The organism is Paraconexibacter algicola (assembly GCF_003044185.1).
GTDB classification, from domain to species: Bacteria; Actinomycetota; Thermoleophilia; order Solirubrobacterales; family Solirubrobacteraceae; genus Paraconexibacter; species Paraconexibacter algicola.
The window spans coordinates 163,673-188,332 of sequence record NZ_PYYB01000003.1; the positions used below are offsets into that span (position 1 = coordinate 163,673).

The 24,660-nt window shown below is 73.4% G+C and carries 27 protein-coding genes, 2 tRNA genes and 1 riboswitch; of the genes, 14 read left to right on the forward strand and 15 right to left on the reverse strand.

Annotated features, from left to right (window positions below; genetic code table 11):
• Positions 1-1,197 (reverse strand): hypothetical protein, encoded by a 1,197-nt coding sequence (locus C7Y72_RS17810; RefSeq protein ID WP_107570549.1) that lies wholly within the window; start codon positions 1,195-1,197, stop codon positions 1-3.
• 27 nt (positions 1,198-1,224) lie between these two features.
• A riboswitch (cobalamin riboswitch) is annotated at positions 1,225-1,391 on the reverse strand.
• A 39-nt stretch (positions 1,392-1,430) separates the two neighbouring features.
• Between C7Y72_RS17810 and C7Y72_RS17815 the strand changes: the two genes are divergently transcribed.
• Both C7Y72_RS17815 and cobS read left to right on the forward strand, forming a co-directional pair.
• A complete protein-coding gene (locus C7Y72_RS17815; protein ID WP_107570550.1) occupies positions 1,431-2,006 on the forward strand; it encodes a cob(I)yrinic acid a,c-diamide adenosyltransferase in 576 nt (191 codons plus the stop codon).
• The gene (gene cobS, locus C7Y72_RS17820) at positions 2,003-2,749 is read left to right on the forward strand and encodes an adenosylcobinamide-GDP ribazoletransferase (protein ID WP_158276920.1); all 747 of its coding nucleotides are present in this window, start codon (positions 2,003-2,005) and stop codon (positions 2,747-2,749) included. The genes C7Y72_RS17815 and cobS overlap by 4 nt, the downstream gene beginning before the upstream one ends.
• Here the strand turns inward: cobS and C7Y72_RS17825 are convergent.
• A complete protein-coding gene (locus tag C7Y72_RS17825) occupies positions 2,719-3,615 on the reverse strand; it encodes a phosphatase PAP2 family protein (RefSeq protein ID WP_107570551.1) in 897 nt (298 codons plus the stop codon). The two genes, cobS and C7Y72_RS17825, sit on opposite strands and share 31 nt — an antisense overlap.
• 77 nt (positions 3,616-3,692) lie before the next feature.
• On the opposite strand from C7Y72_RS17825, the gene C7Y72_RS17830 reads away from it, so the two are divergent.
• From C7Y72_RS17830 to C7Y72_RS17850, 5 genes are all read left to right on the forward strand, one after another.
• Complete coding sequence (locus C7Y72_RS17830) at positions 3,693-3,905, forward strand: hypothetical protein (protein ID WP_107570552.1); 213 nt, start codon at positions 3,693-3,695, stop codon at positions 3,903-3,905.
• Between the two features lie 58 nt (positions 3,906-3,963).
• On the forward strand, positions 3,964-5,514 hold the full coding sequence (locus C7Y72_RS17835) for a serine protease (RefSeq protein ID WP_107570553.1): 1,551 nt from the start codon (positions 3,964-3,966) through the stop codon (positions 5,512-5,514).
• A 37-nt stretch (positions 5,515-5,551) separates the two neighbouring features.
• Complete coding sequence (locus C7Y72_RS17840) at positions 5,552-6,445, forward strand: calcium-binding protein (protein WP_107570554.1); 894 nt, start codon at positions 5,552-5,554, stop codon at positions 6,443-6,445.
• Positions 6,446-6,523: 78 nt separating this feature from the next.
• Positions 6,524-7,294 carry a hypothetical protein gene (locus C7Y72_RS17845; protein ID WP_107570555.1) on the forward strand — a complete coding sequence of 257 codons (771 nt, stop codon included), beginning with the start codon at positions 6,524-6,526 and terminating at the stop codon, positions 7,292-7,294.
• 50 nt (positions 7,295-7,344) lie between these two features.
• Positions 7,345-7,581 carry a hypothetical protein gene (locus C7Y72_RS17850; RefSeq protein WP_107570556.1) on the forward strand — a complete coding sequence of 79 codons (237 nt, stop codon included), beginning with the start codon at positions 7,345-7,347 and terminating at the stop codon, positions 7,579-7,581.
• A gap of 39 nt (positions 7,582-7,620) precedes the next feature.
• Here C7Y72_RS17850 and C7Y72_RS23820 read toward each other — a convergent pair whose 3' ends face one another.
• Positions 7,621-9,504 (reverse strand): PKD domain-containing protein, encoded by a 1,884-nt coding sequence (locus C7Y72_RS23820; RefSeq protein ID WP_199224002.1) that lies wholly within the window; start codon positions 9,502-9,504, stop codon positions 7,621-7,623.
• Between the two features lie 179 nt (positions 9,505-9,683).
• Between C7Y72_RS23820 and C7Y72_RS24180 the strand changes: the two genes are divergently transcribed.
• From C7Y72_RS24180 to C7Y72_RS17865, 3 genes are all read left to right on the forward strand, one after another.
• Positions 9,684-9,806: a hypothetical protein gene (locus C7Y72_RS24180; RefSeq protein WP_284690356.1), complete on the forward strand. Its 123-nt coding sequence runs from the start codon at positions 9,684-9,686 to the stop codon at positions 9,804-9,806.
• Between the two features lie 293 nt (positions 9,807-10,099).
• The gene (locus C7Y72_RS17860; RefSeq protein ID WP_107570557.1) at positions 10,100-10,492 is read left to right on the forward strand and encodes a hypothetical protein; all 393 of its coding nucleotides are present in this window, start codon (positions 10,100-10,102) and stop codon (positions 10,490-10,492) included.
• Entirely contained in the window at positions 10,492-11,712 is a 1,221-nt protein-coding gene (locus C7Y72_RS17865) for a tyrosine-type recombinase/integrase (RefSeq protein ID WP_107570558.1), read from the forward strand. The genes C7Y72_RS17860 and C7Y72_RS17865 overlap by 1 nt, the downstream gene beginning before the upstream one ends.
• Here C7Y72_RS17865 and C7Y72_RS17870 read toward each other — a convergent pair.
• The 3 genes from C7Y72_RS17870 to C7Y72_RS17885 form a co-directional block, all read right to left on the reverse strand.
• The gene (locus tag C7Y72_RS17870; protein ID WP_146175440.1) at positions 11,709-12,089 is read right to left on the reverse strand and encodes a hypothetical protein; all 381 of its coding nucleotides are present in this window, start codon (positions 12,087-12,089) and stop codon (positions 11,709-11,711) included. The two genes, C7Y72_RS17865 and C7Y72_RS17870, sit on opposite strands and share 4 nt — an antisense overlap.
• 366 nt (positions 12,090-12,455) lie before the next feature.
• Complete coding sequence (locus C7Y72_RS17875) at positions 12,456-12,803, reverse strand: hypothetical protein (RefSeq protein WP_107570560.1); 348 nt, start codon at positions 12,801-12,803, stop codon at positions 12,456-12,458.
• A gap of 262 nt (positions 12,804-13,065) precedes the next feature.
• A complete protein-coding gene (locus tag C7Y72_RS17885) occupies positions 13,066-13,479 on the reverse strand; it encodes a hypothetical protein (RefSeq protein ID WP_107570562.1) in 414 nt (137 codons plus the stop codon).
• 276 nt (positions 13,480-13,755) lie between these two features.
• On the opposite strand from C7Y72_RS17885, the gene C7Y72_RS17890 reads away from it, so the two are divergent.
• Positions 13,756-13,986 (forward strand): hypothetical protein, encoded by a 231-nt coding sequence (locus tag C7Y72_RS17890; RefSeq protein ID WP_107570563.1) that lies wholly within the window; start codon positions 13,756-13,758, stop codon positions 13,984-13,986.
• A 149-nt stretch (positions 13,987-14,135) separates the two neighbouring features.
• Here C7Y72_RS17890 and C7Y72_RS17895 read toward each other — a convergent pair whose 3' ends face one another.
• The 5 genes from C7Y72_RS17895 to C7Y72_RS17915 all read right to left on the reverse strand — a co-directional run bounded on the left by C7Y72_RS17895 (position 14,136) and on the right by C7Y72_RS17915 (position 17,124).
• Positions 14,136-14,375 carry a hypothetical protein gene (locus C7Y72_RS17895; protein WP_107570564.1) on the reverse strand — a complete coding sequence of 80 codons (240 nt, stop codon included), beginning with the start codon at positions 14,373-14,375 and terminating at the stop codon, positions 14,136-14,138.
• Positions 14,376-14,387: 12 nt separating this feature from the next.
• Positions 14,388-15,296, reverse strand: coding sequence for a hypothetical protein (locus tag C7Y72_RS17900; RefSeq protein ID WP_146175441.1), 909 nt, complete (start codon positions 15,294-15,296; stop codon positions 14,388-14,390).
• Positions 15,297-15,993: 697 nt separating this feature from the next.
• Positions 15,994-16,194, reverse strand: coding sequence for a hypothetical protein (locus C7Y72_RS17905; protein ID WP_107570566.1), 201 nt, complete (start codon positions 16,192-16,194; stop codon positions 15,994-15,996).
• 145 nt (positions 16,195-16,339) lie between these two features.
• Positions 16,340-16,412, reverse strand: a tRNA-Glu gene (locus tag C7Y72_RS17910).
• A gap of 112 nt (positions 16,413-16,524) precedes the next feature.
• Positions 16,525-17,124, reverse strand: a complete 600-nt coding sequence (locus C7Y72_RS17915) for a hypothetical protein (RefSeq protein ID WP_107570567.1) — start codon at positions 17,122-17,124, stop codon at positions 16,525-16,527.
• A 113-nt stretch (positions 17,125-17,237) separates the two neighbouring features.
• Here C7Y72_RS17915 and C7Y72_RS17920 point away from each other — a divergent pair.
• A tRNA-Leu gene (locus C7Y72_RS17920) sits at positions 17,238-17,321 on the forward strand.
• A 55-nt stretch (positions 17,322-17,376) separates the two neighbouring features.
• Here C7Y72_RS17920 and C7Y72_RS17925 read toward each other — a convergent pair.
• Both C7Y72_RS17925 and C7Y72_RS17930 read right to left on the reverse strand, forming a co-directional pair.
• Positions 17,377-18,465: a hypothetical protein gene (locus C7Y72_RS17925; protein WP_107570568.1), complete on the reverse strand. Its 1,089-nt coding sequence runs from the start codon at positions 18,463-18,465 to the stop codon at positions 17,377-17,379.
• Positions 18,466-18,519: 54 nt separating this feature from the next.
• Entirely contained in the window at positions 18,520-19,593 is a 1,074-nt protein-coding gene (locus tag C7Y72_RS17930; RefSeq protein ID WP_107570569.1) for a UDP-N-acetylmuramate dehydrogenase, read from the reverse strand.
• Positions 19,594-19,692: 99 nt separating this feature from the next.
• On the opposite strand from C7Y72_RS17930, the gene C7Y72_RS17935 reads away from it, so the two are divergent.
• Positions 19,693-21,384: a B12-binding domain-containing radical SAM protein gene (locus tag C7Y72_RS17935; protein WP_107570570.1), complete on the forward strand. Its 1,692-nt coding sequence runs from the start codon at positions 19,693-19,695 to the stop codon at positions 21,382-21,384.
• 543 nt (positions 21,385-21,927) lie between these two features.
• Complete coding sequence (locus C7Y72_RS17940) at positions 21,928-23,589, forward strand: ATP-binding protein (protein WP_107570571.1); 1,662 nt, start codon at positions 21,928-21,930, stop codon at positions 23,587-23,589.
• A gap of 10 nt (positions 23,590-23,599) precedes the next feature.
• On the opposite strand, the gene C7Y72_RS17945 is transcribed toward C7Y72_RS17940, so the two are convergent.
• Both C7Y72_RS17945 and C7Y72_RS17950 read right to left on the reverse strand, forming a co-directional pair.
• Positions 23,600-23,809, reverse strand: coding sequence for a hypothetical protein (locus C7Y72_RS17945; protein ID WP_107570572.1), 210 nt, complete (start codon positions 23,807-23,809; stop codon positions 23,600-23,602).
• Between the two features lie 239 nt (positions 23,810-24,048).
• Positions 24,049-24,657, reverse strand: coding sequence for a TetR/AcrR family transcriptional regulator (locus C7Y72_RS17950; RefSeq protein ID WP_107570573.1), 609 nt, complete (start codon positions 24,655-24,657; stop codon positions 24,049-24,051).
• Between the last annotated feature and the right edge of the window lie 3 nt (positions 24,658-24,660).

Genomic DNA, 24,660 nt, shown 5'->3' on the forward strand with positions numbered 1-24,660 from the left:
TCAGGACACGAAGAACACGACGCGGTTGCGGCCGCGCTGGAGCGTGCGGTCGACGTTGCCGGTGCTGTCGGTGGTGCGCACGTCGAGGACGTAGCGGCCCTTGGGGAGCGCGGACGGCAGCAGGTAGGACCAGTCGGCGCTGGTGCCGGCGTCGAAGAACGTCGCGTTCGCGGCGCCGCACTTCTTGGTCGTGACGAGCCGCTCACGGGCCCCGTCGAATCGCTGGCAGGTCCGGCCGTTGGTGCGGGTCAGCCGCAGCTGGACCTTGGCGATGCCCTGGGCGTCGGTCGCGCGGCCGGCCAGGGTGCGCGGTCCCTTGCCGCGCGCGAACCGCTGCTGCTCGGTGACCGAGGCGATGCTGCCGCCGGGGGCGCGGGTGTCCTTCGTGCCGCAGAGCCCGTCGTCGCCGAGCGTCTGGCAGGGGGCGGGCAGCGTCGTCGGCTGCGGCGCGGGCGGCTGGCCGGGCTTCGTGGTGCCGCAGAAGCCGTCGGCGCCGTCGGTGACGCAGACGGTGACGGCGGGCGAGCGCGAGTCGATCACGAGGCCGCCGGTCTGCGTGCCGGGCAGCGACGCCTTCAGCGTCGTCTCTCCACGCTGCGTGAGCGTGACCGTCGCCTTGCCGTCGGCGGCGGTCGTGACACCCGCGCCGCGGATGGTGGCGCCGCCGGCCGGGGCCTTGACGCCCTCGCCGGGGCTCCCGGTCGGCGCGGTGTACTTGTCGACCTGCACGGTGAAGGGGGTGCCCGGCGAGACGCGGGCAGGGGCGCCGGTCAGCGTCAGCGGGAAGACGGTCGGCTCGAACGAGCTGCCGCTGACGTCGGCCATCATGACCACGCGATCGCCCTCCGCGACGACGTCGCTGCACGCGCCGCCGCCGTACTTCTCGTTGAGCCACTCGCCCCAGTAGTCGTTCTGGGTGAAGGTGTGGCTCTCGCCGAGGATCGTCGAGGTGAACGCCTGCCGGTCCCAGTTGCCGGCCGTCGCCTTCTCGATGGCGGCGGCGACCGTGTTGGCGGGGCAGTTCCCCGGGGCGGGCGTCGGGCGCCCGTCGAGCGTGACGGTCGTCTGCTCCAGCAGCGTCGCGCTGGCGCCCTCGATGCGGACGGTGACGGTGGGCGCCGCGAGGGAGACGGCCGGCGCCGCGAGCGCGACGGCGGTGAGGGTGGCGGCCAGGAGGCCGCGGGTGGCGTGCTGCATGGCAGGCAACCCCTTTCCACGAGGGTCGTGTGCTGGTGGTCGGAGGCAGGTCTCCTGGCTCCCGGGCCTACCCCTCCGCGCCTTCCCGTGGTCGATGACCCGGTGGCGTCGTGCGGGGGGCGTCCCCGGTCACAGTGGCGGGTCCGCGCCGGATTCGCACCGGACTTCCCTTCACCACCGACCTTGAACGCGGGGAAGTCTACGCGCGCGACGCATCTGACATCGTTGCGACCATGACCGTCAACCTCACCCGCATCTACACGAAGCTCGGCGACGGGGGCGAGACGCACCTCGGGGACATGCGCCGCGTGCCGAAGACGCATCCGCGGATCGAGGCGTACGGCGACATCGACGAGCTGAACTCGCAGATCGGCGTGACGATCACGGTCGACGGGCTGCCGGAGCGGTACGTCGCCTGGCTGCAGCGCGTCCAGAACGACCTCTTCGACCTCGGTGCCGACCTGTCGGTCCCCGAGCCGGAGCCGGCTGCCGACGGCGAGGCGCCCGCGCGCGAGCGGCTGCGCGTGCGCCCCGAGCAGGTGGCGTGGCTCGAGTCGATCTGCGACGAGGTCAACGCGACGCTCGCCCCGCTCAAGAGCTTCATCCTGCCGGGCGGCACCGCGGCCGCCGCGCACCTGCACGTGTGCCGCACGGTCTGCCGCCGCGCCGAGCGCCGCTCGATCCTGGTGACGGACGCCAACCCGGAGGTCGTGCGCTACCTCAACCGGCTCTCCGACCTGCTGTTCATCCTCGCGCGCGGCGCCAACGGCGACGCCGAGCCCCTCTGGGAGCCCGGCCGCTACCGGTGAGCGGGCCGCTCGCCGACGCGCGGACCGCGGTCGCGTTCCTCACGCGCATCCCGGTCTCCGACGGCCGGACGCTCGACGCCGCCGGGCTGAGCCGGGCGGCGACGTGGTTCCCGGCGGTCGGGCTGCTCGTCGGCGGCGTGCTCGGCGGCACCCGGCTGCTCGCCGACCTCGCGGTCGATCCGGCCCCGGCGACGTTGCTGGCGCTGTTCGCCGCGATCGTGATCACCGGCGGCTTCCACGAGGACGGGCTCGCCGACGTGTCCGACGCCTACGGCGCGCACGTCACGCGCGAGCGGCGCCTGGAGATCCTGAAGGACTCCCGGGTCGGCACCTACGGGGGCCTGGCCCTGGTGTTCATGGTGCTGCTGCCGTTCAGCGTCCTGGTCGGCCTGTCCGGCGAGGACGTGCTGCTGGCCGCGCTGACCGCGCACGTGCTGGGCCGCTGGTCGGTCCTCCCCCACTCGCTGCTCGCGGCGCCCGCGCGCGCGGGTGGATCCGGGACGCTCGTGCGCGCGACGCCGGTGGGCCTGGCGGTCACGTCGGTCTTCGCGGTGGCGGTCGCGGTGCTGTGCGCCGGGGTCGGGCCGGGACTGCTGGCGGTCGGCGTCGCGGTGGTGCTGACGTTCGGCGGCGGGCTCGTGCTGGCCCGGCAGTTCGGGGGCGTGACCGGCGACAGCTTCGGCGCGGTCAACAAGGTCGTCGAGCTGGCGACCTACGTGGTGCTCGCGGCCGCCTGGTCCTGAGCGTCGGTGACCGGTGCGCCGAGCGTCCGTGCGAGCGCGGCGGCGAGCAGCGCGGCGAGCCCGGCGATCGCGATCGCCCCGGCCGTCCACGTCGGGCGCGTGAGCGTGTACTCGGCGACCTTGCCGGGGCGGCTGAACGCCACGGCCCCGACCATCGCGGCCGCGCCGGCGCCGAGCGCGATCGGACCGACGGCGTCGATCGGCCGGGCCTGCCCGTCGCGGACGAGCGCCCAGCGGGGGCGGCGCTCGGGCCGGCGCTGCTCGGCGAGGGCGAGTGCGGTGACCGCGAGGAGCACCCACATCGCGGCGTTGAGGAAGCCGCCGATCACGTCGGACGGGAAGTGCCAGCCGAGCGCGAGGATCGAGTAGCTGACGCAGATCGCGAACGCCCCGCCCGCGGCCGCGGCGGTGGGCCGCAGGCGCGGCGGCATCGCGAGCACGGCGAGCAGGCCGAGCGTCATCGACGCGCTGGCGTGCCCGCTGGGCCAGGAGGCGGCGGCGATCTGCCCGTTGCCGAGCCAGTCCTCGTAGCGCTCGGTCGCCAGCAGCGGCTTGAGCAGCGTGGTGGTCGCGCCCGCGCAGACCAGGACGACGGGGATCAGCGCGGCGAGCCGCACGCGGCCGCGGGCGAGCGCGACGAGCGCGAGCGAGAAGCCGATGAGGCCGTAGGCGTCGGGGTCGGCGAGGTGCGCGATGCGGTCGATGATCGGCGTGACCTCGGGCTGGTTGAGCCCGACGAACCCCTGCAGCGTGGCGCTGTCGCGGAACTGGGCGCGCGGTGAGAGCAGCGCGATCGCGCCCGTGACGGCGAGGCCGACGAGGCACATGAGGGCGCCGAGCGCGGGTGGTCCGGGACGACGGAGCACCCTTCCAGGGTAGCGGGCGTCGTGCACGGTCCCGCCCGGTCGCAGGGGGACGCCGACGCGCCGCGAACTCCCCGTCCATGAGCAGCGTCGGCGAGATCCCCAGCTGGGTCGGCACGCGCGTGGAGGGCCTCGACGGCCGTCCGGTCGGGCGCGTGGAGGCGGTGCAGATCGCCGACCGGGCGGCGTGCCCGACGGGGCTGCTCGTGCGCCTGTCCGACGGCTCGCGGGCGCTGGTGCCGCTGCAGGGCGCCCGCCGCGGTCCCGGGGTCGTGCGCGTCCCCGTGCACTGATCGACCGGATCCGCGACGATCGCCGCCAGTTCCGGGGCCGGCGGTCGTTCCCGCCTGCATGCCCCTCGCCCGGATCGCGCTCCTCGCGACGCTGCCCCTGCTGCTCCTGCCCGCCGCGGCGGACGCCCAGAAGCGGATCGTCGGCGGCGGGCCGACCGCGCCGGGCGCCTACCCGGCACAGGCGCACCTGCGGATCGACCTCGGCGCGGCATCCCTGTCGTGCGGTGGCACCCTCATCTCGCGCACGAAGGTCGCGACCGCCGCCCACTGCCTCGACGCGGCGAACTACGCGCTGCCGCTCGTCGTGCCCCGCCCGGTCGCGATCGCGCCGGAGCGCGTGACGGTCTCGCTGGGCTCCGACCTCGCCGGCCAGGGCGACCGGCAGGTCGCGTCCGCCGTCCAGCTGCATCCGGACTACGACCCGCGCACGTCGGCCAACGACGCCGCGGTGATCACGCTGCCACAGCCGGCGACCCAGCAGCCGCTGAGCGTCGTCGACCCCGCGGTCGACGCGGCGTCCTACGCGACCGGCCGTCCCGCGGTGGTCATCGGCTGGGGCCGCACGACCGACGGCGGACAGGCGTCCGCGCGCCTGCTCGAGGTCGAGGTGCCGGTGGTGAGCGACGCGGACTGCAACGACGCGAACTCCTACGCGGGCAGCCTCCTGGTCGACGTGATGCTGTGCGCGGGCCTGCCCGAGGGCGGGAAGGACTCCTGCCAGGGGGACTCCGGCGGGCCGCTGATGACGCGCTCGACGGGGGTGCTGAAGCTCGCCGGGATCGTGTCGTTCGGCGACGGCTGCGCGGCGCCACAGAAGTACGGGGTCTACACGGAGGTCGGGGCGGCCGCGATCCAGGGCTTCCTGGCGACCGCGGCCGGCGCGCCGCCCAAGGCGACGGTCGACGCGGTGACCGGCGCGGTCGCGGGGCGGGCCACGACGGTCCGCGTGAGCGCGAGCGATCCGACCCCGGGCGGCGGCATCGCCGCGGTGGCCTGGGACCTCGACGGCGACGGCGCGTTCGACGACGCCACGGGCCTGAGCGCGCCGTGGATCCCCACGGCGGCCGGTGACCAGGCGGTGCGGGCGCGCGTCAGCGACAGCGACGGGATGGTCGTCGTCGCCGAGCGGGTCGTGACGGTCGCCGCCCGCGGGTCCGAGGGCACGGCCGCGTCGCCGTCGGTCTCCGGCGCGTCGGCCGGGTCGACGCCCGCGGGGTCGACGCCCGCCGGGTCCCCCCCGGCCGGGTCCGCGACGGCGACGACCACCACGGCGTCCGGCGTCGCCGCGGCCGGTGGGCCCGCGTCGCAGTCCGGGGCGGCGGGCACCGGGAGCGGGCGGGCGCGGCTCGCGACGGTCAGCGCCCGCGGGGTCCGCGGCACGCTGCGGCTGCGCGGCACCGTGACCGGGACGACCTGCCGCGCCGCGCGCGTCCGGGTGACCGTGACGCGCTCCGGGCGCCGCGTCGCGCGCCGCACGGTCGCGGTCGACGGGCGCTGCGCGTTCGGTGCGGCGCTGCGCCTGCGCGGCCGCCTGACGATCGGGCTGGAGCTGCTGCAGTCCGACGGCACGGTGACGCGGCTGGGGAGCCGCACGCGCCGCGTGTCCTAGTTCCCCGCGAGGCGGTGCGTCCTGCCAGACTGCGCCGATGGTCCGCCTCTCCACCCTGCTGCTCGCCGTGGTCCTGCTGCTCGGCGCCTCCGTCGCCGTCGCCAAGTCCGTCGACGGCGGCCGCGGACCCGACCGCCTCGGCGGCACCGGCGCGGAGGACCGCCTGTCGGGCAACGGCGGCAACGACCGCCTGCGCGGCCTCGCCGGCGACGACCGGCTGAACGGGGGCACGGGCAACGACGACGTCGACGGCGGCCCCGGCGAGGACCAGATCGACGGCGGCCAGGGCGACGACAAGATCGTCGCCGGTCCCGGCAACGACACGGTCGAGGGCGGCGACGGCCACGACACGATCTACGGCGGCGAGGGCGACGACGTGATCCGCGGCGGCCGGGCCGGGGACACGATCTTCGGCGGTCCCGGCGACGACGTGATCTATGGCGGCAGCGCCCCGGACACCGTCGACTGCGGGCCGGGCGACGACGTCGCCTACTTCAACCTCAACAGCGAGCGGCGCACCCGCTACCGCAACTGCGAGACGCTGCGCAAGGAGGAGACCCAGCCGGTGCGCTCCTGCGCGGCGGGTGGCACGGGCGCGGCGGAGACGGTCATCGGTACCGACGGCGCGGACACCTGCTTCGGTCGCGGCGGCAACGACTACGTCGAGGGCGCGGGCGGCAGCGACCAGCTGTTCGGCGGCGAGGGCGACGACGAGCTGTTCGGCCGCTTCGGCGACGACCGGATGGACGGTGGCCCCGGGAACGACGTGCTCGAGGGCGGCCGCGGGAACGACACGCTCTTCGGCGGCGAGGGGAACGACCGCATCAACGGGGGCTTCGGCACCGACGTCATCGACTGCGGCCCCGGATCCGACATCGCCACCGTGAGCGGCGACGACCGCACCGTCAACTGCGAGAAGGTCAACCGCTGATCGGGCGCCCTGGCGCGCTTGCGCGCCGATTGTCGCAGTTGGGGTAGGAATTGGCCGGTTGCGGGGAAATACCGGTCCATGAGCGAAACCCCGACGACCACCCCAACGTCCGACGCTCCGGCCACGACGCCTGCCCCGACCCCGGAAGCGACATCGGTTACGCCATCGCCGACGCCTGATCCGGCCCCGGCCGAGACCACCGCGTCCGCGACGTCGACCGAGCCGCCCGCGGCCACGACGCCCCCGCCCGCGCCGCCGAAGCCCACCGGCCCGTCGCTCGGTGAACGCGCCGCCCGCAAGGCCGGTCACGGCGCGGAGAAGGCCGCGCGCAAGGCCGGCCAGGGCATCGAGCGCGGCACGCGCGCCGCGTGGCGCGGCCTCGCCGAGCGTCGCGGCCTGCGGGTCGCGCTCGCGGGCGCCGTCCTGCTGCTGGTGGCGCTGCAGCTCGGCACCGACTCGGCGCTCTCGGTGCCGCTGCTGGTCGTCGGCCTCGTCATGGTGATCGCCGGCTCGATGGGCCCCCGCCTGCGCGGCCGCTTCTCGCTGGAGTTCGGGCCCGAGGGCACGACGATCGAGGTGCAGACCCACATCGCCGCCCCCGGCAAGGTCGCGCAGCCCGCGCCCGCGCTCCCGGCCGGTCGCCCGCGCATCGCGCTCGTGCACTCCGCCCCGGCCGCCGTCGAGGCGCCCGACGCCGCGCCGCAGCCCGCCGCCTCCCTCGGCCCGGCCACGGACGCCGAGCCCGAGCCGCAGGACGCGCTCGTCGTGGAGGGCCACGGCGAGACGATCGAGATGGACGTCGAGCAGCTCCGCGCGCTGCTGGCCGCCGAGCGCGGCGCCGCGTCCTGACCCACCCGCTGCCGTCCCGCCACGCCGCCCGGCCCCGTACGCTGGGCGGCATGGCGCAGGACGGCTACCTCGACGTCGCCTGGATCGGCGGCCCCTACGACGGCGCCGACCTGCCGCTGCCGACCCTGTACCGGGGAGCCGCGGTGGTCGACATGCCCGATCCGGCGACCGCGTACGCCGACGGCGGCCTGGAGCCCGCGATCTACACGGGCCCGACGCACCGCTACGCCCTCGCCGACGAGGCGACGCAGCTGCGCGCGACGTTCCTCGAGACGTCGGGCGGCTGAGCGCCGGGCGTTGCTCCGCGGCGCTCGGCGGAGCCGCCGTCAGCGCCGCACGACGAAGGTCAGCCGCACCGGCGTGGACCGCTTGCCGTCCGCGATCGCGGTGAGGACGAGGCGGTAGCTCCCCGGGACCAGCCGACGCCCCTTGAGCCTCGGGGTGAACGCCCGGCGACGGCTCCCGGCCGGCAGCGTCTTCGTCGTCGGCAGGGACCCGACGGTCCGGAAGCGGGTCCCGCGGCGTCGCTGCAGCACGAACGCGACGCGCGCCCGCCGGTCGAGCGTGAACCGCAGCACGAGGCCCGCCTGCGTGGCGCGGAAGCGGCGCCGGGAGAGAGACGCGCGGGTCAGGCGCGGCGCGCGCGGCGCCGTGGTCGGCGGGGTCACGACCGGCGGCGGGGTGACGACGACCGGCGGTGCCGGCGCTGCGGCGACGTCGATCGTGCCGGTGGCCGTCGCCGTCTGTCCGGTCGGGTCGGTGACGACGACCTTCCACGTCCGCTGCCCTGGTGCGTAGCTGTGGCTCACGCTCGGACCGGCGGCGCCGGTGCCGTCGCCGAAATCCCACGTGTAGGTGAGCGCGTCACCGGCGTCGGGATCGGTCCCGGTCGCGGTGAGCGTGACGACCTGGCCGCCGGTGGCCGTGGCCGGGACGGTCGCGGCCACCGCCGGGGCGCGACGCTGGTACTCGAACGCGCCGACGTCGGCGGCCGGCCCGACCTCGCGCGGGTCGCCGCCGAGGTCGAGCTCGCCGGGCGAGGCGACGAAGGCGGGCGGCTCGCCGACGTCGATCAGCGGCGAGTCGAACCGGAGCCGCGGGTCGCTGTCGGAGACGAAGCCGAAGCTCGGCGCGAGCGCGTCCTGGACGAGGCTGCCGCCGCCGCCGCTGGTGACCTTCGCGGGGCTGCTGTCGTAGGCGGAGCGCCGGGTGGTCACGGACATGGACCCGCCGGGGTTGCTCTGCTCGCGGCGGATCGAGAGTCCGAAGCCGCTGATGATCGAGCGCTCGAGGAAGACCTGCGTCGTGTCGGTGTTGTTCACCGCTGCGCGGACGCCGACCCCACGGAGGTTGGCCGCGGCGCTGCCGTCCGGGGGGCCGATGAGCGTCGTGTTGAGGATGTTCGCGGTGTAGCCGCTGTCGCCGCTCTGCACGTCGATGCCGCTCAGGGAGGCGGCGGGGGCGTCGATCCGCACGACGCTGTCCCGGACGGTCGCGGCCCGGGTGATGACCACCCCGGTGGTCCGGGCCGTGATCCGGAGCCGGTCGAGCAGGACCGGCAGGGCGGAGAAGCCGGTGGCCACGCCGATCCCCGCGTCGATCGCGACGTCGCGGACGAGGCTGATGTTGCCGCCGGTCAGGCGCAACCCGATACCGCTCGCGCCGGCGACGCTCGTCCCCCCGATCCACTGGAAGGTCGCGCCCGAGACGACGTTGTCGGCACCGACACCGGCGGGCTGGTCGGGGTTGAGGACGTCGACGCGCTCGAGCGTCAGCCCGCGGGCGGCTCCGGAGGTCGGTCCGACGATGCCACGATGCATCGCCCCGGGGGTCGCGCGGACGGTCAGGTCGCGGATCGTGGTGATCCCGGTCGCCACGTCGGTCCGCAGGACGTCGGCGGTGTTGCTCGTCGTCAGGACCGTCTGGCCGCGACCGGCCCCGACGACCGTCGTCGGGTCCGTGTTGTTGACGTCCTTGACCGAGAACGGAACGGCGGACGTGTTGGTGTAGGTGGCGGCTCCCAGCCGGATGGTGCTGGCCTCCCCGTCGCTGGCGGCCGTGTCGAGCGCGTTCTGCAGCTCGGTCTGCTCGAACGTGTCGACGGCCGCACAGCCGGTGGCGGGCTTGACGCAGAACGTGCCGGCCGAGGCGACGCCGGGGGCGCCGAGGCCGACGAGGAGCAGGACCGGGAGAAGCTGGCGACGGCGCACGGCGGGCAGTCTGCCACCGATGGGACCGAGGTGCGAGGCCTCGATGCACTTCGCCCCGGCGCTGCGGTGGTGCGCCCGCGAGGTCGGCATGCGGGCGGCGGCCCGGCGGACCGTCCTGCGCCGCGTCGCGCCGTAGCGCGGGCAGGGCCCGCCTCCGGGCCACGACAGGGTCGCGCGGGATGCGCCTGACCTGGGCGGGACACGTGCGCGCCTGGAGCGCCGCGGTCCGGCGGTCGCACTCCTGGGTCGCGCTGTCGCAGGCGGGCCCGGTGCGCCTGCGCGTGGTCCTGGACGACGTGTGATGCCGCCGCGAGCGGCGAGCCGCGGGCGACTGCCGTGCACCCGGCAGCAGCCTCCCCCGAGAACGACGAAAGCCCCGGTGTTCCGGGGCTTTCTGAGGTACCGCTACGGGGATTCGAATCCCGGAGCAAGAATTGACGGCCCGGACGCTCTGTCCCACATACTCCCGGTGGAAGCTCTACTCACCGGGGGTTTCTGGGGGATTCGTACCACTTCGCCTGAACACCGATTCCGCCCAAGAGGGCACAAGAGGGCCGGTCTTGTCCCCACGGTGTCCCCATGGGACACTTTCAGCATGACCGCCTACCACCCGGACGATCCCCGCTGGGCTGACGAGGACCACTACCGCGACGAGATGATCGCGGCGTGGATCGAGGGCGACGACCTCGCGCGCGGCGTACCCGACGCGACCATCGCCGCGTGGGTGATCGAGTCGACGCAGCGTCCCCGGCGTCGCACGGAAGCCTCGCCCGCCGCTCCCCTCCCTCCCATCGCTCCACCGGACGCCCTCGCCCTTAGCTACCCGCAGGCGGCGGCAATGCTTGCGTACTCGGTCGACCACTTCGAGCGGCACGTCGTCCCCGACCTCCGGGTGGTCGTCGCCGGACGCCGGAAGACGGTCCCGCGTACGGAAGTCGTCAGGTGGATCGAGCAGAACGCCGCGCGGGCGCTCAAGGGTGATCGCTGATGGCGACGCGACCGAAGCGCGGCAGCCGTAACGGCATCGAGTGGCGCACCGCGAACGACGGGAGGGTCAGCTATCGCGCGGTGCTGAACACGAAGGCAACGGGCAAGTGGAATGGCCCGTGGCGCACGGCGCAGGCGGAGGCTAAGGCCGACCGGGTCAAGGCGCAGGGCGAGGCCGCAGCGGGGGTGCGCCGGAAGTCGTCCGGTGAGACGCTCAGGGACGCGTGGGAGACGTTCTACGCGGGCGCGAAGGCGGGCACGATCCCTGACCGGACGCGGAAGCCTTATGCCGAAAGCACGTTGCGCGGATATGAGCGGTGCTGGCGGCTGCGCGTAGACGCAGAGTTCGGTGCCCACAAGCTCGACGCGATTCGGCATGAGGATCTACAGGCTTTCGTGGACCGAATGAGCGCCGCTGGCCTGAGCGGCGGCACGATTGACAACACAATCGATCCGCTTCGGTCGATCTACCGGCGGGCGCTCAAGCGGGGCACGGTTGCCGTGAACCCAACCCTTGACCTCGACATTCCGAAGTCGGTCGGGGAGCCGATGCGTTTCGCGTCACGCGAGGAAGTCGCGGCGCTTCTCGCCGCGCTCCCAGATGGCGAGCGGGCGTTCTGGGCCACCGCGTTCTACGGCGGGCTGCGGCGCGGCGAGCTTCGGGCGCTCAAGTGGTCGTCCGTGAAGTTCTCAGATGCGCAGCACGGACCGCACATTCACGTGACGCAGTCGTGGGACGACGTAGGCGGGGATAAGGCCCCGAAGTCCGCCAGCGGGGTCCGCCGCGTCCCCATCGTCCCGATGCTGGCGGCGGCGCTCAAGGCGCACAAACTGGCGACCGGACGCGACGGTTCTGACTTTGTCTTCGGACGCACCGCAACGGAGCCGTTCACGTCGTCCACCGTGCGTAGCCGCGCCTTGCGCGCGTGGAAGAGGGCCAACGAAGAGCGAGCGGAAGAGCTAGGACGAAAGCTTCGGGACGACGAGCGTCTTGAGCCAATCACGGCCCACCAGTGCCGACACACCTGCGCTTCGATGCTCATTGCAGCCGGATGCAACGCGAAGGCGCTGTCGGTCGTGCTGGGCCACGCTGATATCGCAATCACGTTCAACCGCTACGGCCACATGATGCCCGGAGGCGAAGCGGAGGTCGGGCGGCTGCTCGGCGCGTATCTCGCATCGGCTCCGGTCGCGGCCGACGCGGAAGTCGTCGCGCTCTAAGGAGCGACCGGGCCGGGAAGCAGCCGCACCGGCTTCCCGGCAGCCCGGACGATCCACTTCTCGTCGATCGCGGCGCGCTGGAAGCGCGACAGCGTCCGGGGCGTCATCCGTAGGGCTTCGCCCGCTTCTGCGGGCGTCGTCCCTCCCGCTTCCACGACGTACCGGGCGAGCACCCGCGCGCGCTCTGCCAGTCGCTCGCGCTGAGCGGCCTTGCGGGCAACCCTCGCGTCCTCCGCGGCTTCGGCCTTGCGCTTTCGCTCGGCTGCCTCGCGCTCGCGGCGCTCCTGCGCGCCCGCTGCGATCCTCGCGCCCCAGGCGTCGAGGTCATCGGCGGATGCCCGGAGAAAGGCCGGAAGAGCCGCGTCCGGGTCGATCACCCGGAGGCTGATCCACAGCCCCGCGCACGACAGACACGACGGAGCGCCCTCGATCTTCGCCGTGCCGGCGGCTCCACATCGAGCGCAGGTCATCGCTGCGAAACCCACAGATAGGCGAACGTCCGCACGACGAGCGTGTGGACGTGACAGGTCGTGCGATCCGCCGGGACGACGCACGGGCAATCCCAAAACGCGCAGGCCTTCACAGACGCCCCAGTGCCGTTAGCAGCCGCTCGTGCGTCCGGCGGCTGATCGGCTCTCCTGCCAGCGCAGACCGCAGCGCGGGGACGCTCACTCCCAGACGCAGGGCGAGGCTCGACAGGTCTTCGTCGGCCGCGAGGGCGCGCAGCTTCTCGCCCGGACTGGTCATCGCGGAATGTGGGTCGGGTCGATGGTCGCGCGGTCACATTCGAGCGCGCGGGCAATGCGCGCCCATGAGAGGTCGTCTACGCCCTCGCCAGCCTCAGCGCGCTTCCAGGTGCGTTCGCTGACGAGCGCACGCGACGCGGCCTCCGCGATGGTGAGGCCGTCGCCCCGGAAGGTCAGCCGGACGCGCGCGAGGTTGGACGTGCGCGGGTTCGCCAGCGCCTTCGCCCGCAGCGCCAGAAACGCGGCGTCGCGCATCGACCGGCGCGACCGCTTCCCCTCGCCGTTCTTCGCGTCCCAAGCGTCCATCGCGGCGCTCAGGCCGTGGTTGCCGTTGATCGCGCTCATCGGTCGTCCTCCCGCGCCCGGAGCACCCGGCGGACTCGCGCAGCGGCACGGTCGGACGCTGCCGCAAGCGCGGCCCATCCGGACGCCTCGTCCGTCGTGTCGTTGGGGTCGCTTACGGGCGTGCCGAACTCGGCCGCAATCGCTGCCGAAGACATGCGGCGGACCGGCTCGAAAGCATCGACGCGCTGGACGATCCAAGCGCCCATGTCAGAGGCGACCACGCGAAACTCGGAACCATCAGGACCGCTGAACTCTGCCCCGATCATGCTCGCGCCTTCCCGGTCCGACGCTGCGTCGTCGGCACGTACGCCCACGGAGATTCGCGCTTCTCGGCCTCGGCGGTCGATGCCTTCGACGCGATGGTCTGTTCTGCGTGGAGGACCGCCGTAGCCGACGCGTCGGCCTCGCGGTACTCGTCGGTGAAGTCTTCGATCGTGAAGCAGACGCGCGCGGTCGCCCACTCCTCCGGGATCGAGCCGTAGTCGGCCGACTCCACCACGAGCGCCGTGTACAGAAACTCCGACCCGGAGAACTCGTCCACGACGCCTACAACGCGCACGGCGTTGCCTGCCGGGTCGGCGGCGTCCGGCTCCCGCCGGACGTACAGGCGCGACGGGTCGAGCGTCGTCCCCGCCTGCGTGCGTGCGCTGGCGACTACGTCGCGCAGGTCGCTCATCGGATGCCCTTCCACGGCCCTGCGGAGCCGAAGCCGACGGAGGGCGCTGCGCCCACCGTGAACGTGCTTTCCGCGTGCGGCCGACGCTCGGTGCGAGCCTCACGCAGTTCTCGCTCAAGCGCAGCCGCGCTATTCGGGTCGGGGACCAGCGGGTGGACCGGCGTCCGGGCAGGCTGCTCCGGGCGACGGTGAGGACGGGTGAATGCAGAACGCTTCATAAGATTCATTCTCGCATATGCTTGTGACACACGGCACAAGCATCCGTAAGCTGGAAGGATGAACGACCGCGTACTTCTCTTTTTCTACGGCGAGGCTCTACGGGCCATCGCGCTCAGCGCCCGACTCAGCCGCGTGGACCTCATCGCGAAGGCCACCGGGCAGCCGACGCCGGACAGCGTCAGCGTCGCGGCACGCGAGGCACAGCGCGCCCTCGTTGACCTTCGTGGGCAGTTGAACGCGCAGGTCATCAAGGCTCAGACACGGGCGCGGCAAGGCGTCCGGCCGTAGAACGTGACGGAGGCCGGGAGACGGCCCGTGTGGGCCTCTCAGCGGTCCGACCGTTCGCCTTCGGCCGGACCGCGTTGCCGCCCCATTCCAAGCGCGGCGATAGGAGACGAACCGCCGCTACCGAAAGCGTACGGCGGCGCGTGCCGTCATTAGGCTACGGCGCGCAGATCGTCCACGACCCACGCAGGCGCAACGCCCTGCTCGACAGCGCGCAGGACCGCGATCGGAGGCTGTCCCTTCCGGATGCGCGAGCGCGCCCGGCGGCACATGCGCTCGGCGTCGCGCTGCTCCTCAGCACGGATGCTCTCGGCCTCTTCGACGTAGGCGAGGACAGCGCCGATGTTCTCAGCGGTCGGACGGTCCGGATCGATCAGCGCAAACTCGAGCATGCACGAATTGTATCAATCGCCACTAACGACGGATGCCGTCAGATGCCCGGTCTTCTTGTAGTAGGCCGCGTCGTCGATCAAGTCGTCCGCGAGCGCACTCAGGCCACCGAAGAACTCATGCACCTTCGCGTAGGACGGCAACGACGGTTCGTTGCGGAAGTCGACGGCACGCGGCGGCGCTCCGGTCTTGGCCGTCCACTCGATCAGTGCGACCCAGGCGCCCTCAGCCGTCCAGCGGCGACGCTTCGCGGCCGGCCCCTTCCTCGGAGCGCGTGGGGCGTTGGGGATGCTGACGGCGATGGGCACGGCTACGGCGCGCTTCGCACGGCGGCGCAGCTTCGTCAGTTCGCGTGAGGTCGCTACGGCGATCTTCGCCTTCTCGCGGTCGGCTTCCGTGATCCTGCCCCACGCGCCCTGCTGTGCCCAATAGCGCGCCTGCGCTCGGCGCTGCGTCAGGCGCTCCTGCGTACGGTCGATGACGCCGAGGATGCGCTCGGCTTCCTCGCGGTAGTCGCGGGTGCCCTTGCGCTGCTGAGGAAGCACGCTGCGTAGTTCGCTTTCGATGCGCTGGGTCGCCTTGACAATCTGGTTCAACGACGCCTCGAACTGCGCTCGGCGGTACGGCTTCGCGGTCCGGGTGCGCCCGCCGGACGCTCGGCGCAGCATCCCTCGCACCTTCGCGCGCTCGGCCTGAACGCGGCCGGACGCGCGCCGTAGTTCCGGGTGCCGGAACGTCCGTCCGGTCGCCGGGCCGGACCGAAGAATCGGAGCGATGGGCGCTGCCGCATCGGTCAGGGCCGCGAGGGTCGCGCGCAGGCGGTCGTCCCGGTCCGGTGGGTTCTTCCCGCGTAGGGCTGCGCGTGTGCGTGCGGATGCGCCGATAGCGGCGTCCGCCTGCCGGATGAGAGGTGAGTGGTCCATCTCTCCAGTCTAACGATACGCTCGACACCCCTCGCGGCTCGCTATTGCAACAGCCGATATATAAGAGCCGTGTCGTATCGCTAAAGGCCGTTTTTGCGAGCAAGCCCCGTGACCGCCGCTCAATTCTCTAGACAGTCATTGGAGTTTTTGCACGGAAACCCCATGAGGGGGGTACGGGGTCCCCCTTGGGGGTCCCCCTCACCCCCCTCGGTTCCTGTCTGGGCCTACTGCTGCCGCCGGACGCTGGATGAATCCGGCTGCCGGGAGAGATAACCGGACGCCACGACGAACCCGTGCGGGAACAAAAGTGCGGAAGGTGCGGGATTCTGCGGGGGTCCGCCGAGGCCGTTGCTACCGTCGGCAGCCTTCCGGTCCACGCGACCGGGAGTGGTGCCCCTACTGCGCCCCGTGGAGAGTCCGGCAAGACAGAATCCACGGGGCGCAGCCTATTGGGGACCGCGTCACCCGGGGATGACGCCTTGCGGTTTACCGCACGCTACCGACTCTGCGTGACAGACCGTGACTCTGCGTGACAGATCGTGACTCTGCGTGACAGATCAGGACACCGTGTCCAGTCCCGCATTACCCCGCTCTCCCGCCCCACCGGGAGCCGTACGCAGCGACCCTCGCGACCCCATGGCCGCAGGTCAATCCCTACTGATCGTGTGCAGTATGCGGAGGCGGGGCACCGGAGAACTCAGGCGTCCCTCAGCCTCCACGCGCGCATCTCGGCAATGTCGCTGTCCGGGTTGCGGACGAGATGCTCCCCGCAGACGCACTCGGCGTGCTGCTTGAGCGGCTGAAAAGCGATGTTGCCGTGGTGGTCGCCAACCCCGGCGGCGGACGAGATGCCGGTATCGGCCACCGGGGCTTCACAGGTAGGGCAGATGAGATCCATGCGCCCAGGGTGCGCCGCCCGGTGGACGGAACGAACCGGGTCGAGAGGGTCGCTTGGGGCGCTCTCAGAGGCCGAATGTCCCCACCCGTGTCCCCACGGAGGCCGTAGAACGACGAAACGCCCGTATATACGGGCGTTCCGGAGGTACCGCTACGGGGATTCGAACCCCGGTTTCCGCCGTGAGAGGGCGGCGTCCTAGTCCCCTAGACGATAGCGGCGCGGGGAACGGCAGAGTAGCAAGAGACGCGCGACGGCGCGGTGCGGGCGGTGGGACACGCCCGGCGCACCGCGCCGTCGGGCTCTCGGGGCGCGGTCGGTGACCGCGGCGCCCTACGACCCGGGGGTCGGGGTCGGGGCGGGGGTCGGCGCCGGGGCGGGAGCGGGCTTCGCCGGCTTCGGGTCGTCGAACTTCACGCGGCGCAGCTCGACCTTCGGGGCGTCGGTCGACGCGTCCTTGCGGCCGTGGCGGTGCTCGACGCGGCCCTCGAGCTTCACGCGGTCGCCGGCGCGCACGTCGGCGAGGTCGACCTTCTGGTCACCGGTGCGGTCGTCGGTCTTCACGGAGAGCTTCGCGTCGTCGAGCGTGAAGGTCGTCTCCTTCGTCACGACGGTCTTCGGGCCGCGCTTGGCGGTCCGGACCTTCTTGCTCGTCTTCACGACGACCGTGCCGTCCACGGTGCCGTCCGGGTTGACCGTCAGCGCCTGCGACACGAGCGTGCCGTGGACGTCGAACGCGTGCCAGTGCGTGCGATGCCCCTTCTTCTCGCCGCGGTCGCCGCGGTCGCCGTCGTCCGGGCGGTCGTGGCCGGCGGGCGCCGTCTTGACCGGCTTGACGTCGGGCTTCTCGGCGTGCTCGGGCTTGTCGGCGACGGCCGTGGCGCTCAGGGACAGGGAGGCCAGGCCGGCCAGGATCAGCGGGGACTTGCGCATCATGCGACTCCTCGGGTGGGGTACGCCTGTCCGAACGCGGCACCCGGCCGGAGGTTGGAGAGTGACGTCGGACGTCGTCGCGCGCGCGGTTTCGCTATCGTCGCCGCTCGCCTGCGGATGTGGCGGAATTGGTAGACGCGCGGCGTTCAGGTCGCCGTGGAGGTAACTCCGTGGAGGTTCGAGTCCTCTCATCCGCACTGCAGGCCCGAGGCCCCCGGCACCCGCCGGGGGCCTCGCCCGTTCCGGGGCGGATCAGCGGCGCCGGGCGGTGAACCGGGCCGTGCCGCTGCAGACGCCCTGGGAGAGCTCGGCGATCCCGTCACGCAGCGTCCCGCCGACGAGCCGGCCGCTGATGCGCGTCGCGGTGCCCGACCGCGACGCGACGGCGACGAAGCTCCCGTCTGGGGCGATCCGCGCGCGCGGGACCAGCGCCGTCGCCGCCTGCGTCGTGAAGGCCGACACGAGGCCCGGGGTCGGGCACAGCAGGCTCACGGCGACGCGCAGGTCGCGGATCTCCCGTCCCACGACCCGCAGGCCCGTCACCCCGCCGCCGGACCAGCGGCCCGCGCGGACCGCCGTCCGCGGAGCCGACGCGGAACGCACCGCGACGGTCCGCTCCGCGCTCGTGAGCACCTGTCCACCGACGGTCAGGCGGGCGCGCACGCGCACGCTCCCGCGGGGAAGGGTCGTGGTCACCCGGGCGCGGCCCGCGGCGACCGTCCCCCGCCCGGCGCGGACCCAGCGACCGGCGGCGCGCCGCTCGACGTCGACGACCGTCCCGGCCGGCACCCCCGCCCCGGCCTGCACGGTCGCGATGACGGGGAATCCCGCGTAGCGTCGCGCCGGGAGCGCGAGCGCCGGGCGCGCCTCGGTGACGAGCCGGAAGCGCTGCACCGGCCCGGTCTCGAACGGCGGTGCGCATCCCGCGCACAGCCTGGAGACCTGCCAGTACCAGGTGCCGGGGGTGAGCTGCGGCGCCGGGACGGCGGTGCTGCCCAGGAGCGCCCGGCAGGTGTTCGGGTCCTGCGGGGTCGAGGCGCCCGTGACGCGGGCGACGGGGTTCGCGAGGCGGCCCTCCGCGTCGAGCGCCGGCGAGGCGGACATGAGCACCGCGTAGTCGGTCTCTCCCGCCAGCCGCGGGTTGCCGTCGCCGAAGTCCTGCGTGCGGTAGAGCGGGCACGCGTACGACACGGGGATGCCCGCGGCCGCGGTCGGCACCGTCGCCTCGGGCGCGGGCGACAGCGGCGTGACGGGCGGGTCGCCGGGCAGGGCCCGGGCGGTGGCGCCGCCGAGCGCGACGAGGACGGCGGCGAGGAGCAGGGTCGGGCGTGCGCGGCTCACGAGACGCGATCGTAGTCGCGTCTGCCGCGGCCGGCCAGGTCCCGGCGGCGGACCTCAGAGCGTGACGCCGACGAGCACCGGCTCGGGGACGAGCCGCACGCCGAAGCGGGCCTCCACCCCGTCCCGCACGTCGCGGGCGAGCGTCAGCAGGTCCGCGGTGGTCGCGCCGCCGCGGTTGGTCAGCGCGAGCGTGTGCTTCGTCGACAGCGCGACCCGGCCCCCGAGCCCGGCCGGCCCCGCGTAGCCCTTCGCGAAGCCGGCCCGCTCGATCAGCCAGGCGGCGCTCGTCTTGACGCGGCCGTCCGCCTCCGGGTAGCGCGGCGGCTCGAGGTCCGCACCGGCCCGCTCGACGAGCGCCGCGAACGCCTGCGGCTCGAGGATCGGGTTCGTGAAGAACGACCCGGCGCTCCACGTGTCGTGGTCGGCCGGATCGAGCACCATGCCCTTCCCCGCGCGCAACCCGAGCACCGCCTCGCGCGCGGCCACCAGCGGCACGGCCGCTCCCACCTCGACCCCGAGCGTGCGCGCGAGCTCCCCGTAGCGGGCGACCCCGCCGTCCGGGTCGCGGCGCAGCGCGAACGTCACCGCGAGGATCGCGAAGCGGTCGTCCCCCTTGAAGCGGCTGTGGCGGTAGGAGAACGCGCAGTCGGCGGCGGCGAGCTCGACCACCGCGCGCTCGACCCGGTCGTACGCGCGGACCGCGACGATCGTCTGCGCGACCTCCTGCCCGTAGGCGCCGACGTTCTGGATCGGCGTGGCCCCGGTCGCCCCCGGGATTCCCACCAGGCACTCGACGCCCGCCAGGCCGTCGGCGACGCACCGCGCCACCACCGCGTCCCACGGCTCACCGGCCGCGACCTCGACGTTCACGAGCCCGTCCGCGCCGGGGACGTCGCGCACCGTCACGCCCCGGGTGGCGACGTGCACGACGGTGCCGTCGTAGCCGTCGTCGGCGACGACGACGTTGCTGCCGCCCCCCAGCAGCAGCGTCGGACCGCCCTCCGGGTCGGGGGTCGCGACCGCCTCGACGAGCTCCTCCTCGGTCGTCACCGTGATGAGCCGGCGGGCCGGCCCGCCCAGGCGGAGCGTCGTCAGACGGGAAAGCGATGCGTCGGCGCGGAGGCTCATCGGGGTCCCGGATGATCGCAGTGGACGCTGGCGCGCCGCCCCTTCACGCCCTACTGTGCGCGAAACGGACGTCTCTTGGGGAAGGGATTCAGGGTGGGGATGAAGATCGCGCTGGTGTCGCTGGAGGACGGGATCACGGCCTGCGGGTTCCGCAAGTTCGCGGCCCGCGCCGCCGAGCTCAACGAGGACACCACGACGTACTACGTGTCGACGAGCCGCTGGGCCACGGTCCGCGGGGCGATCAAGGGCACGATGGGCGACCAGGGCGACCTGACGTCCGGCCAGATCGACGAGATCGTCGCCGGCCTGCGCGGCGCGGACCTCGTCGGCTTCAGCTCGATGACCGGCTACGCGAAGCTCACGCACCGCATCATCGAGCGGCTGCGCGAGACCGCGCCGGACACCTACCTGGTCTGGGGCGGCATCCACCCGATCATCCACCCCGAGGACGCGATCACCGCCCCGGTCGACGCGATCTGCACCGGGGAGGGCGAGTTCGCGTTCGAGCAGCTGCTGCGCCGCCTCGAGGCCGGGGAGCGCCCGACGGACGTGAAGAACTTCTGGTTCCGCGACGGCGACGGCGAGGTCGTCCGCAACGGCTTCCTGCCGCTGATGACCAGCGCGATGATGGAGGAGCTGCCGTTCCCCTCCTACGGCGCGGACGGCGAGCAGATCTACCGGCTCGGCCACGGCTTCGAGGACATGACCCTCGACGACTACCTCGCCAACGACGGCCTGAGCTACACGGCGCTGTGGTCGATCGGCTGCCCGTTCCACTGCACGTACTGCGGCAACACGGCGTTCATCGCCAACGACCGCACCTACAAGAAGATCCGCCACCCCTCCGCGCGGTACATCGTCGAGGAGATCAAGGCGGTCCGCCGCCGCTTCCCGCACCTCAGCCAGGTCAGCTTCCTGGACGACTCGTTCATGGCCATCCCCTACCGGCAGATCGAGGAGTTCGCCGAGCTCTGGCACGACGAGGTCGGCCTGCCGTTCGCGGTCTACGGCGTGATCCCGAACTACGTCAAGCAGGACAAGTTCGAGATCCTCACCTGGGCCGGGATGAACCGCGTCCGCATGGGCGTGCAGTCCGGCTCCGAGCGGATCCTGAAGTTCTACCAGCGCCCCTCGCCGCCGCCGAAGATCCTGGCCGCCGGGAAGGTCATCGCGTCGTTCTCGCCGCGGTACCACATCCCCCCGGCCTACGACATCATCATGGACAACCCGATCGAGACGCGACAGGACGTCGTCGACACGCTCGAGCTGCTCTACGAGATGCCGCGGCCGTACACGCTGCTCATCTACTCGCTGAAGGTCATCCCCAACACGGAGCTGGCCCGCGCGATGGAGGAGGAGGGCATCGACCTCGAGGAGATCTCCTCCTCCTACCTGTGGATCCCGCCGCGCGCCGGGAACCTGCTGCTCTACCTGCTGGCGATCGTGCGCCCGCCGCGCTGGCTGTTCGACCGGCTGCTCACCCACGTGCGGGCGAGCAGCGAGCCGCAGAAGGAGTACCCGCGCCTGGGCATGGTGCTCCGCACCGGGTACCTCGCCAAGCGCGCGCTGCAGCACCTGTGGTTCATGGACTTCTCGATCATCCCCGGCCGGGCGGGCTACCTCGCCTGGCGGGTCGGCGCGGTCGGCTTCTGGCAGAAGCACGTGCGCCGGCGCATGGAGCGGCCGGCCCCCAAGCCGCGTCCCAAGCGCGAGATCGTGCTCCCGGACGTCGCGGTGATCCCGCCGTCCCCCGCCGATCCGGCGCTCGACAAGCCGCCGATCGTCGGCTAGGGTCGCACCTCCCGTACTCGCGGGAGGTTCATCTCATGACCGTGTCCCGGACGCACAACCGCCCCGATGCCCGACGCCTCTCCGGCGTCACGCATCGCGCCGCGTCCGCGCCCCGGTCCTGAGTCGAAGCTCTCCGGGTCCCGCGGGCGCCTCGCCGCCCAGGGACCCGGTCCTCCGCACGCCTCACGCGTGACGCAGCACCACCGTTCTCCGGGCGGTCGGCACACACCGATCACCACCACCAAGGAGCACGCCGTGCATCTGCTGCTGCAGAAGGAGTACCTCGACGCCACCGCATCCCGCGGGCGACCCGAGCCGCAGGACAGAGCCGTCCCCCGGCGGGGACGGCCACCGTCGTCGCCGCCGCGGCGCTGGCTCGCGACGGGCCTCGCCCGCGCGGCCCGTGTCGCAGATCGCGAGGCGGCGCGTCGCGCCGTCGCCTGAGCGCCGCCCCGTCGCCCGCCGGGCGCCCGACCGGGCGCCCGGCGCGCGAGGGACGGATGGCGTACGGACCCTGCGTCCGACGCTCTAGAGTGCCGGGTGATGAGCACCGGACCGATCAGGTTCCCGCCCCCCGGGTCCCCGGGTTCGCCGGCGCTCGACCCGCAGCGCCGGCTCTTCGACGCGCTGTACCGCGACAGCCGCATGTTCAAGGCCATCGTGCTGGCCGACGGGACGCTCGTCGACGCCAACCCCGCGGCACTCGCCGCGGGCGGCCCGGCGGCCGCCGAGAGCCTCGACCGGCCGTTCTGGGAGGCCGCCTGGTGGGGGCCCTCCGCCGAGCAGCGCGAGATCGTCCGGGCGATCGTCGAGCGCACCGCCACCGGTGAGCGGATGGCGGGCGATCTCGCCTACCTCCACGCCGACGGCACACGACGGGTGCTCGACTTCACCTGCGACCCGGTGATCGACCCGGCGACCGGCCGTCCCGACTACCTCGTGTTCTGCGGCACCGACGTCGCCGGCCGCCGCCAGGACGAGCGGCGGCTCGCGCGGGAGCGCGCGCAGATCGAGCGCGAGCGCGACCAGGCCGAGGCCGACCACGCCACCACCACCGCGTTCCTGGCGAACATGAGCCACGAGATCCGCACGCCGATGAACGCGGTGATCGGGTTCACGTCGCTGCTGCTCGACACCGACCTCGACCCGCAGCAGCGCGACTTCACGCAGACGATCCGGTCCTCCGGCGAGCACCTGCTCGGCCTGATCGACGACGTCCTGGACTACTCCAAGCTCGAGGCGGGCGAGATGACGCTCGCGGCCGTCCCGTTCTCGCTGCGCTCGACGCTGGAGCGGTGCCTCGGCCTCGTCGCCGGGCCCGCGCGCGCCAAGGGCCTGCGGCTGCACGCCGTCGTGCAGCCCGGCGTCCCCGATCGGCTCGTGGCGGACGACCGCCGGATCCGCCAGATCCTCCTGAACCTGCTCGGCAACGCGGTGAAGTTCACCGAGCGCGGCGAGGTCGTCGTCGAGGCCGACGTGCGCCGCGGGCCCGAGGGACCGATCCTCGTCCTGCAGGTCCAGGACACCGGGCCCGGCATCACGCCCGAGCACATGGCGCAGCTGTTCGAGCCGTTCCGCCAGGGCGACCAGACGCTCAGCCGCCGCCACGGCGGGACCGGCCTGGGGCTGGCGATCTCCCGCCGGCTCGCCCGACTCATGGGCGGGGACATCACCGCGGTGTCCGCGGCGGGCGAGGGCACCCGCTTCACCTTCGCGCTCGGTGTCGGCGTCTTCGGGCCCGGGACCGCGGAGGCGACGCCGGTGGCCGAGCAGCCGCCCTCGCCCCGCTCGCGCCGGTCCCCCGGACAGCCCGTCGAGCCGGGCGACCGCCCGCTGCGCGTGCTCGTCGCCGAGGACAGCCCGGTCAACCAGCGGGTGCTCGTGCTGTCGCTCGGGCAGCTCGGCTACGAGCCCGACGTCGTCGAGAACGGGCTCGCCGCCGTCGAGGCGGTGCAGCGCCAGCCCTACGACGTCGTGCTGATGGACATCCAGATGCCGGTCATGGACGGGCTGCGCGCCACGCAGGAGATCCACCGCCGGCTGCCGCCCGAGCGTCGGCCCCGGATCATCGCCGTGACCGCGCACGCCCTGGAGTCCGACCGGTCACGCTGCCTGGCCGCGGGGATGGACGACTACGTGTCCAAGCCCCTGCGGCCCGGCCAGCTGCGCAAGCTGCTGGCCGAGACCGCGCCACTGCCCGTCTGAGGCGCGCCGCTCAGCGGGTCACGCGCACCGCGGCGCGCCGCACGACGCGACGACCGGCGCCGTCGGTGGCCGTGAGCACGACCGTGTACCGCGCACTGCCGCGCAGGCGGCGCACGAGCGACAGCCGGACCGTCCGGCTCGCGCGCAGCGACGTGACCGCGCTGCGCAGGACGGTCCGTCCGGCGCCGTCGAGGACCCGCAGGCGGGCCGCGCGCAGCACGCCGCCGCGCAGCCCGACGCGGACGCCGACGGCGCGCAGCCGGTTCGTGTCACCGACCTCGTCGCCCGGATCCTGAAGCCCGGCTGGCGCAGGAACCGCCCGACGTCGGTGTACGTGTGGTTGGTGACGAACGTCTGCACCTGGTGCGAGGCCCCGAACTCGCGGACGGCGAGCGTCTCCGGCTCGGTGAACGGGGCGATGCCGCGGTAGTGGCAGCCCGGACCCGCCGGACCCGCCGATCATGCGGTCGCCGTCGCGGATCCGACGGCTCGGCGCGCGAACACCCGCAGCGCGGCGACGAGCGCGGCCGGGTCGGGCCGGTCCTCCGCGGCGGGGGCGAGCGGTCCGACGAGCGCCTCGCCGACGGCGCCCACGAGCGCGGCGGCGGTGAGGTCCGGGTCCTGCGCGGGGATCTCCCCGGCGGCGACCGCCTCGGCCAGCAGGCCCGACAGCAACGCCCGGTAGGTCTGCCGGTACGCGAGCCGCTCGGCGTCCACGAGCGGGTCGACCGGCTCGGCCAGCAGCGCCCACGCCAGCCGCGGGTTGGCCAGCGCCCGGGTCGCGAACACCGCGAGCGTCTCCTCGACCCGCGCGACACCGGGCGCCCCGGTCGCCGCGACCGCCTCCGCGGCCCGCTCCATCGCGGCGATCTCGCGCCCGCAGACCGAGCGGAAGACCTCGACGAACAGCTCCGCCTTCGAGGGGAAGTGCCGGTACATCGCGCTGGCCGCCACCCCGGCGCGGGCGCCGATCCCGGCGACGCTCACGGTCCCGTAGCCGCCCTCCTGCAGCAGCGCCTGCGCGGCGGCGATCAGCCGCTCACGGGTCGTGCCGGTCGTCGCGACCACGCC

Coding starts and splice junctions, on each gene's coding strand:
- C7Y72_RS17810 (WP_107570549.1), bottom strand. CDS start 1,197: ATGCAGCACGCCACCCGCGGCCTCCTGGCCGCCACCCTCACCGCCGTC.
- C7Y72_RS17815 (WP_107570550.1), top strand. CDS start 1,431: ATGACCGTCAACCTCACCCGCATCTACACGAAGCTCGGCGACGGGGGC.
- C7Y72_RS17830 (WP_107570552.1), top strand. CDS start 3,693: ATGAGCAGCGTCGGCGAGATCCCCAGCTGGGTCGGCACGCGCGTGGAG.
- C7Y72_RS17835 (WP_107570553.1), top strand. CDS start 3,964: ATGCCCCTCGCCCGGATCGCGCTCCTCGCGACGCTGCCCCTGCTGCTC.
- C7Y72_RS17840 (WP_107570554.1), top strand. CDS start 5,552: ATGGTCCGCCTCTCCACCCTGCTGCTCGCCGTGGTCCTGCTGCTCGGC.
- C7Y72_RS17845 (WP_107570555.1), top strand. CDS start 6,524: ATGAGCGAAACCCCGACGACCACCCCAACGTCCGACGCTCCGGCCACG.
- C7Y72_RS17850 (WP_107570556.1), top strand. CDS start 7,345: ATGGCGCAGGACGGCTACCTCGACGTCGCCTGGATCGGCGGCCCCTAC.
- C7Y72_RS24180 (WP_284690356.1), top strand. CDS start 9,684: ATGCGCCTGACCTGGGCGGGACACGTGCGCGCCTGGAGCGCCGCGGTC.
- C7Y72_RS17860 (WP_107570557.1), top strand. CDS start 10,100: ATGACCGCCTACCACCCGGACGATCCCCGCTGGGCTGACGAGGACCAC.
- C7Y72_RS17865 (WP_107570558.1), top strand. CDS start 10,492: ATGGCGACGCGACCGAAGCGCGGCAGCCGTAACGGCATCGAGTGGCGC.
- C7Y72_RS17875 (WP_107570560.1), bottom strand. CDS start 12,803: ATGAGCGCGATCAACGGCAACCACGGCCTGAGCGCCGCGATGGACGCT.
- C7Y72_RS17885 (WP_107570562.1), bottom strand. CDS start 13,479: ATGAGCGACCTGCGCGACGTAGTCGCCAGCGCACGCACGCAGGCGGGG.
- C7Y72_RS17890 (WP_107570563.1), top strand. CDS start 13,756: ATGAACGACCGCGTACTTCTCTTTTTCTACGGCGAGGCTCTACGGGCC.
- C7Y72_RS17895 (WP_107570564.1), bottom strand. CDS start 14,375: ATGCTCGAGTTTGCGCTGATCGATCCGGACCGTCCGACCGCTGAGAAC.
- C7Y72_RS17900 (WP_146175441.1), bottom strand. CDS start 15,296: ATGGACCACTCACCTCTCATCCGGCAGGCGGACGCCGCTATCGGCGCA.
- C7Y72_RS17905 (WP_107570566.1), bottom strand. CDS start 16,194: ATGGATCTCATCTGCCCTACCTGTGAAGCCCCGGTGGCCGATACCGGC.
- C7Y72_RS17915 (WP_107570567.1), bottom strand. CDS start 17,124: ATGCGCAAGTCCCCGCTGATCCTGGCCGGCCTGGCCTCCCTGTCCCTG.
- C7Y72_RS17930 (WP_107570569.1), bottom strand. CDS start 19,593: ATGAGCCTCCGCGCCGACGCATCGCTTTCCCGTCTGACGACGCTCCGC.
- C7Y72_RS17935 (WP_107570570.1), top strand. CDS start 19,693: ATGAAGATCGCGCTGGTGTCGCTGGAGGACGGGATCACGGCCTGCGGG.
- C7Y72_RS17940 (WP_107570571.1), top strand. CDS start 21,928: ATGAGCACCGGACCGATCAGGTTCCCGCCCCCCGGGTCCCCGGGTTCG.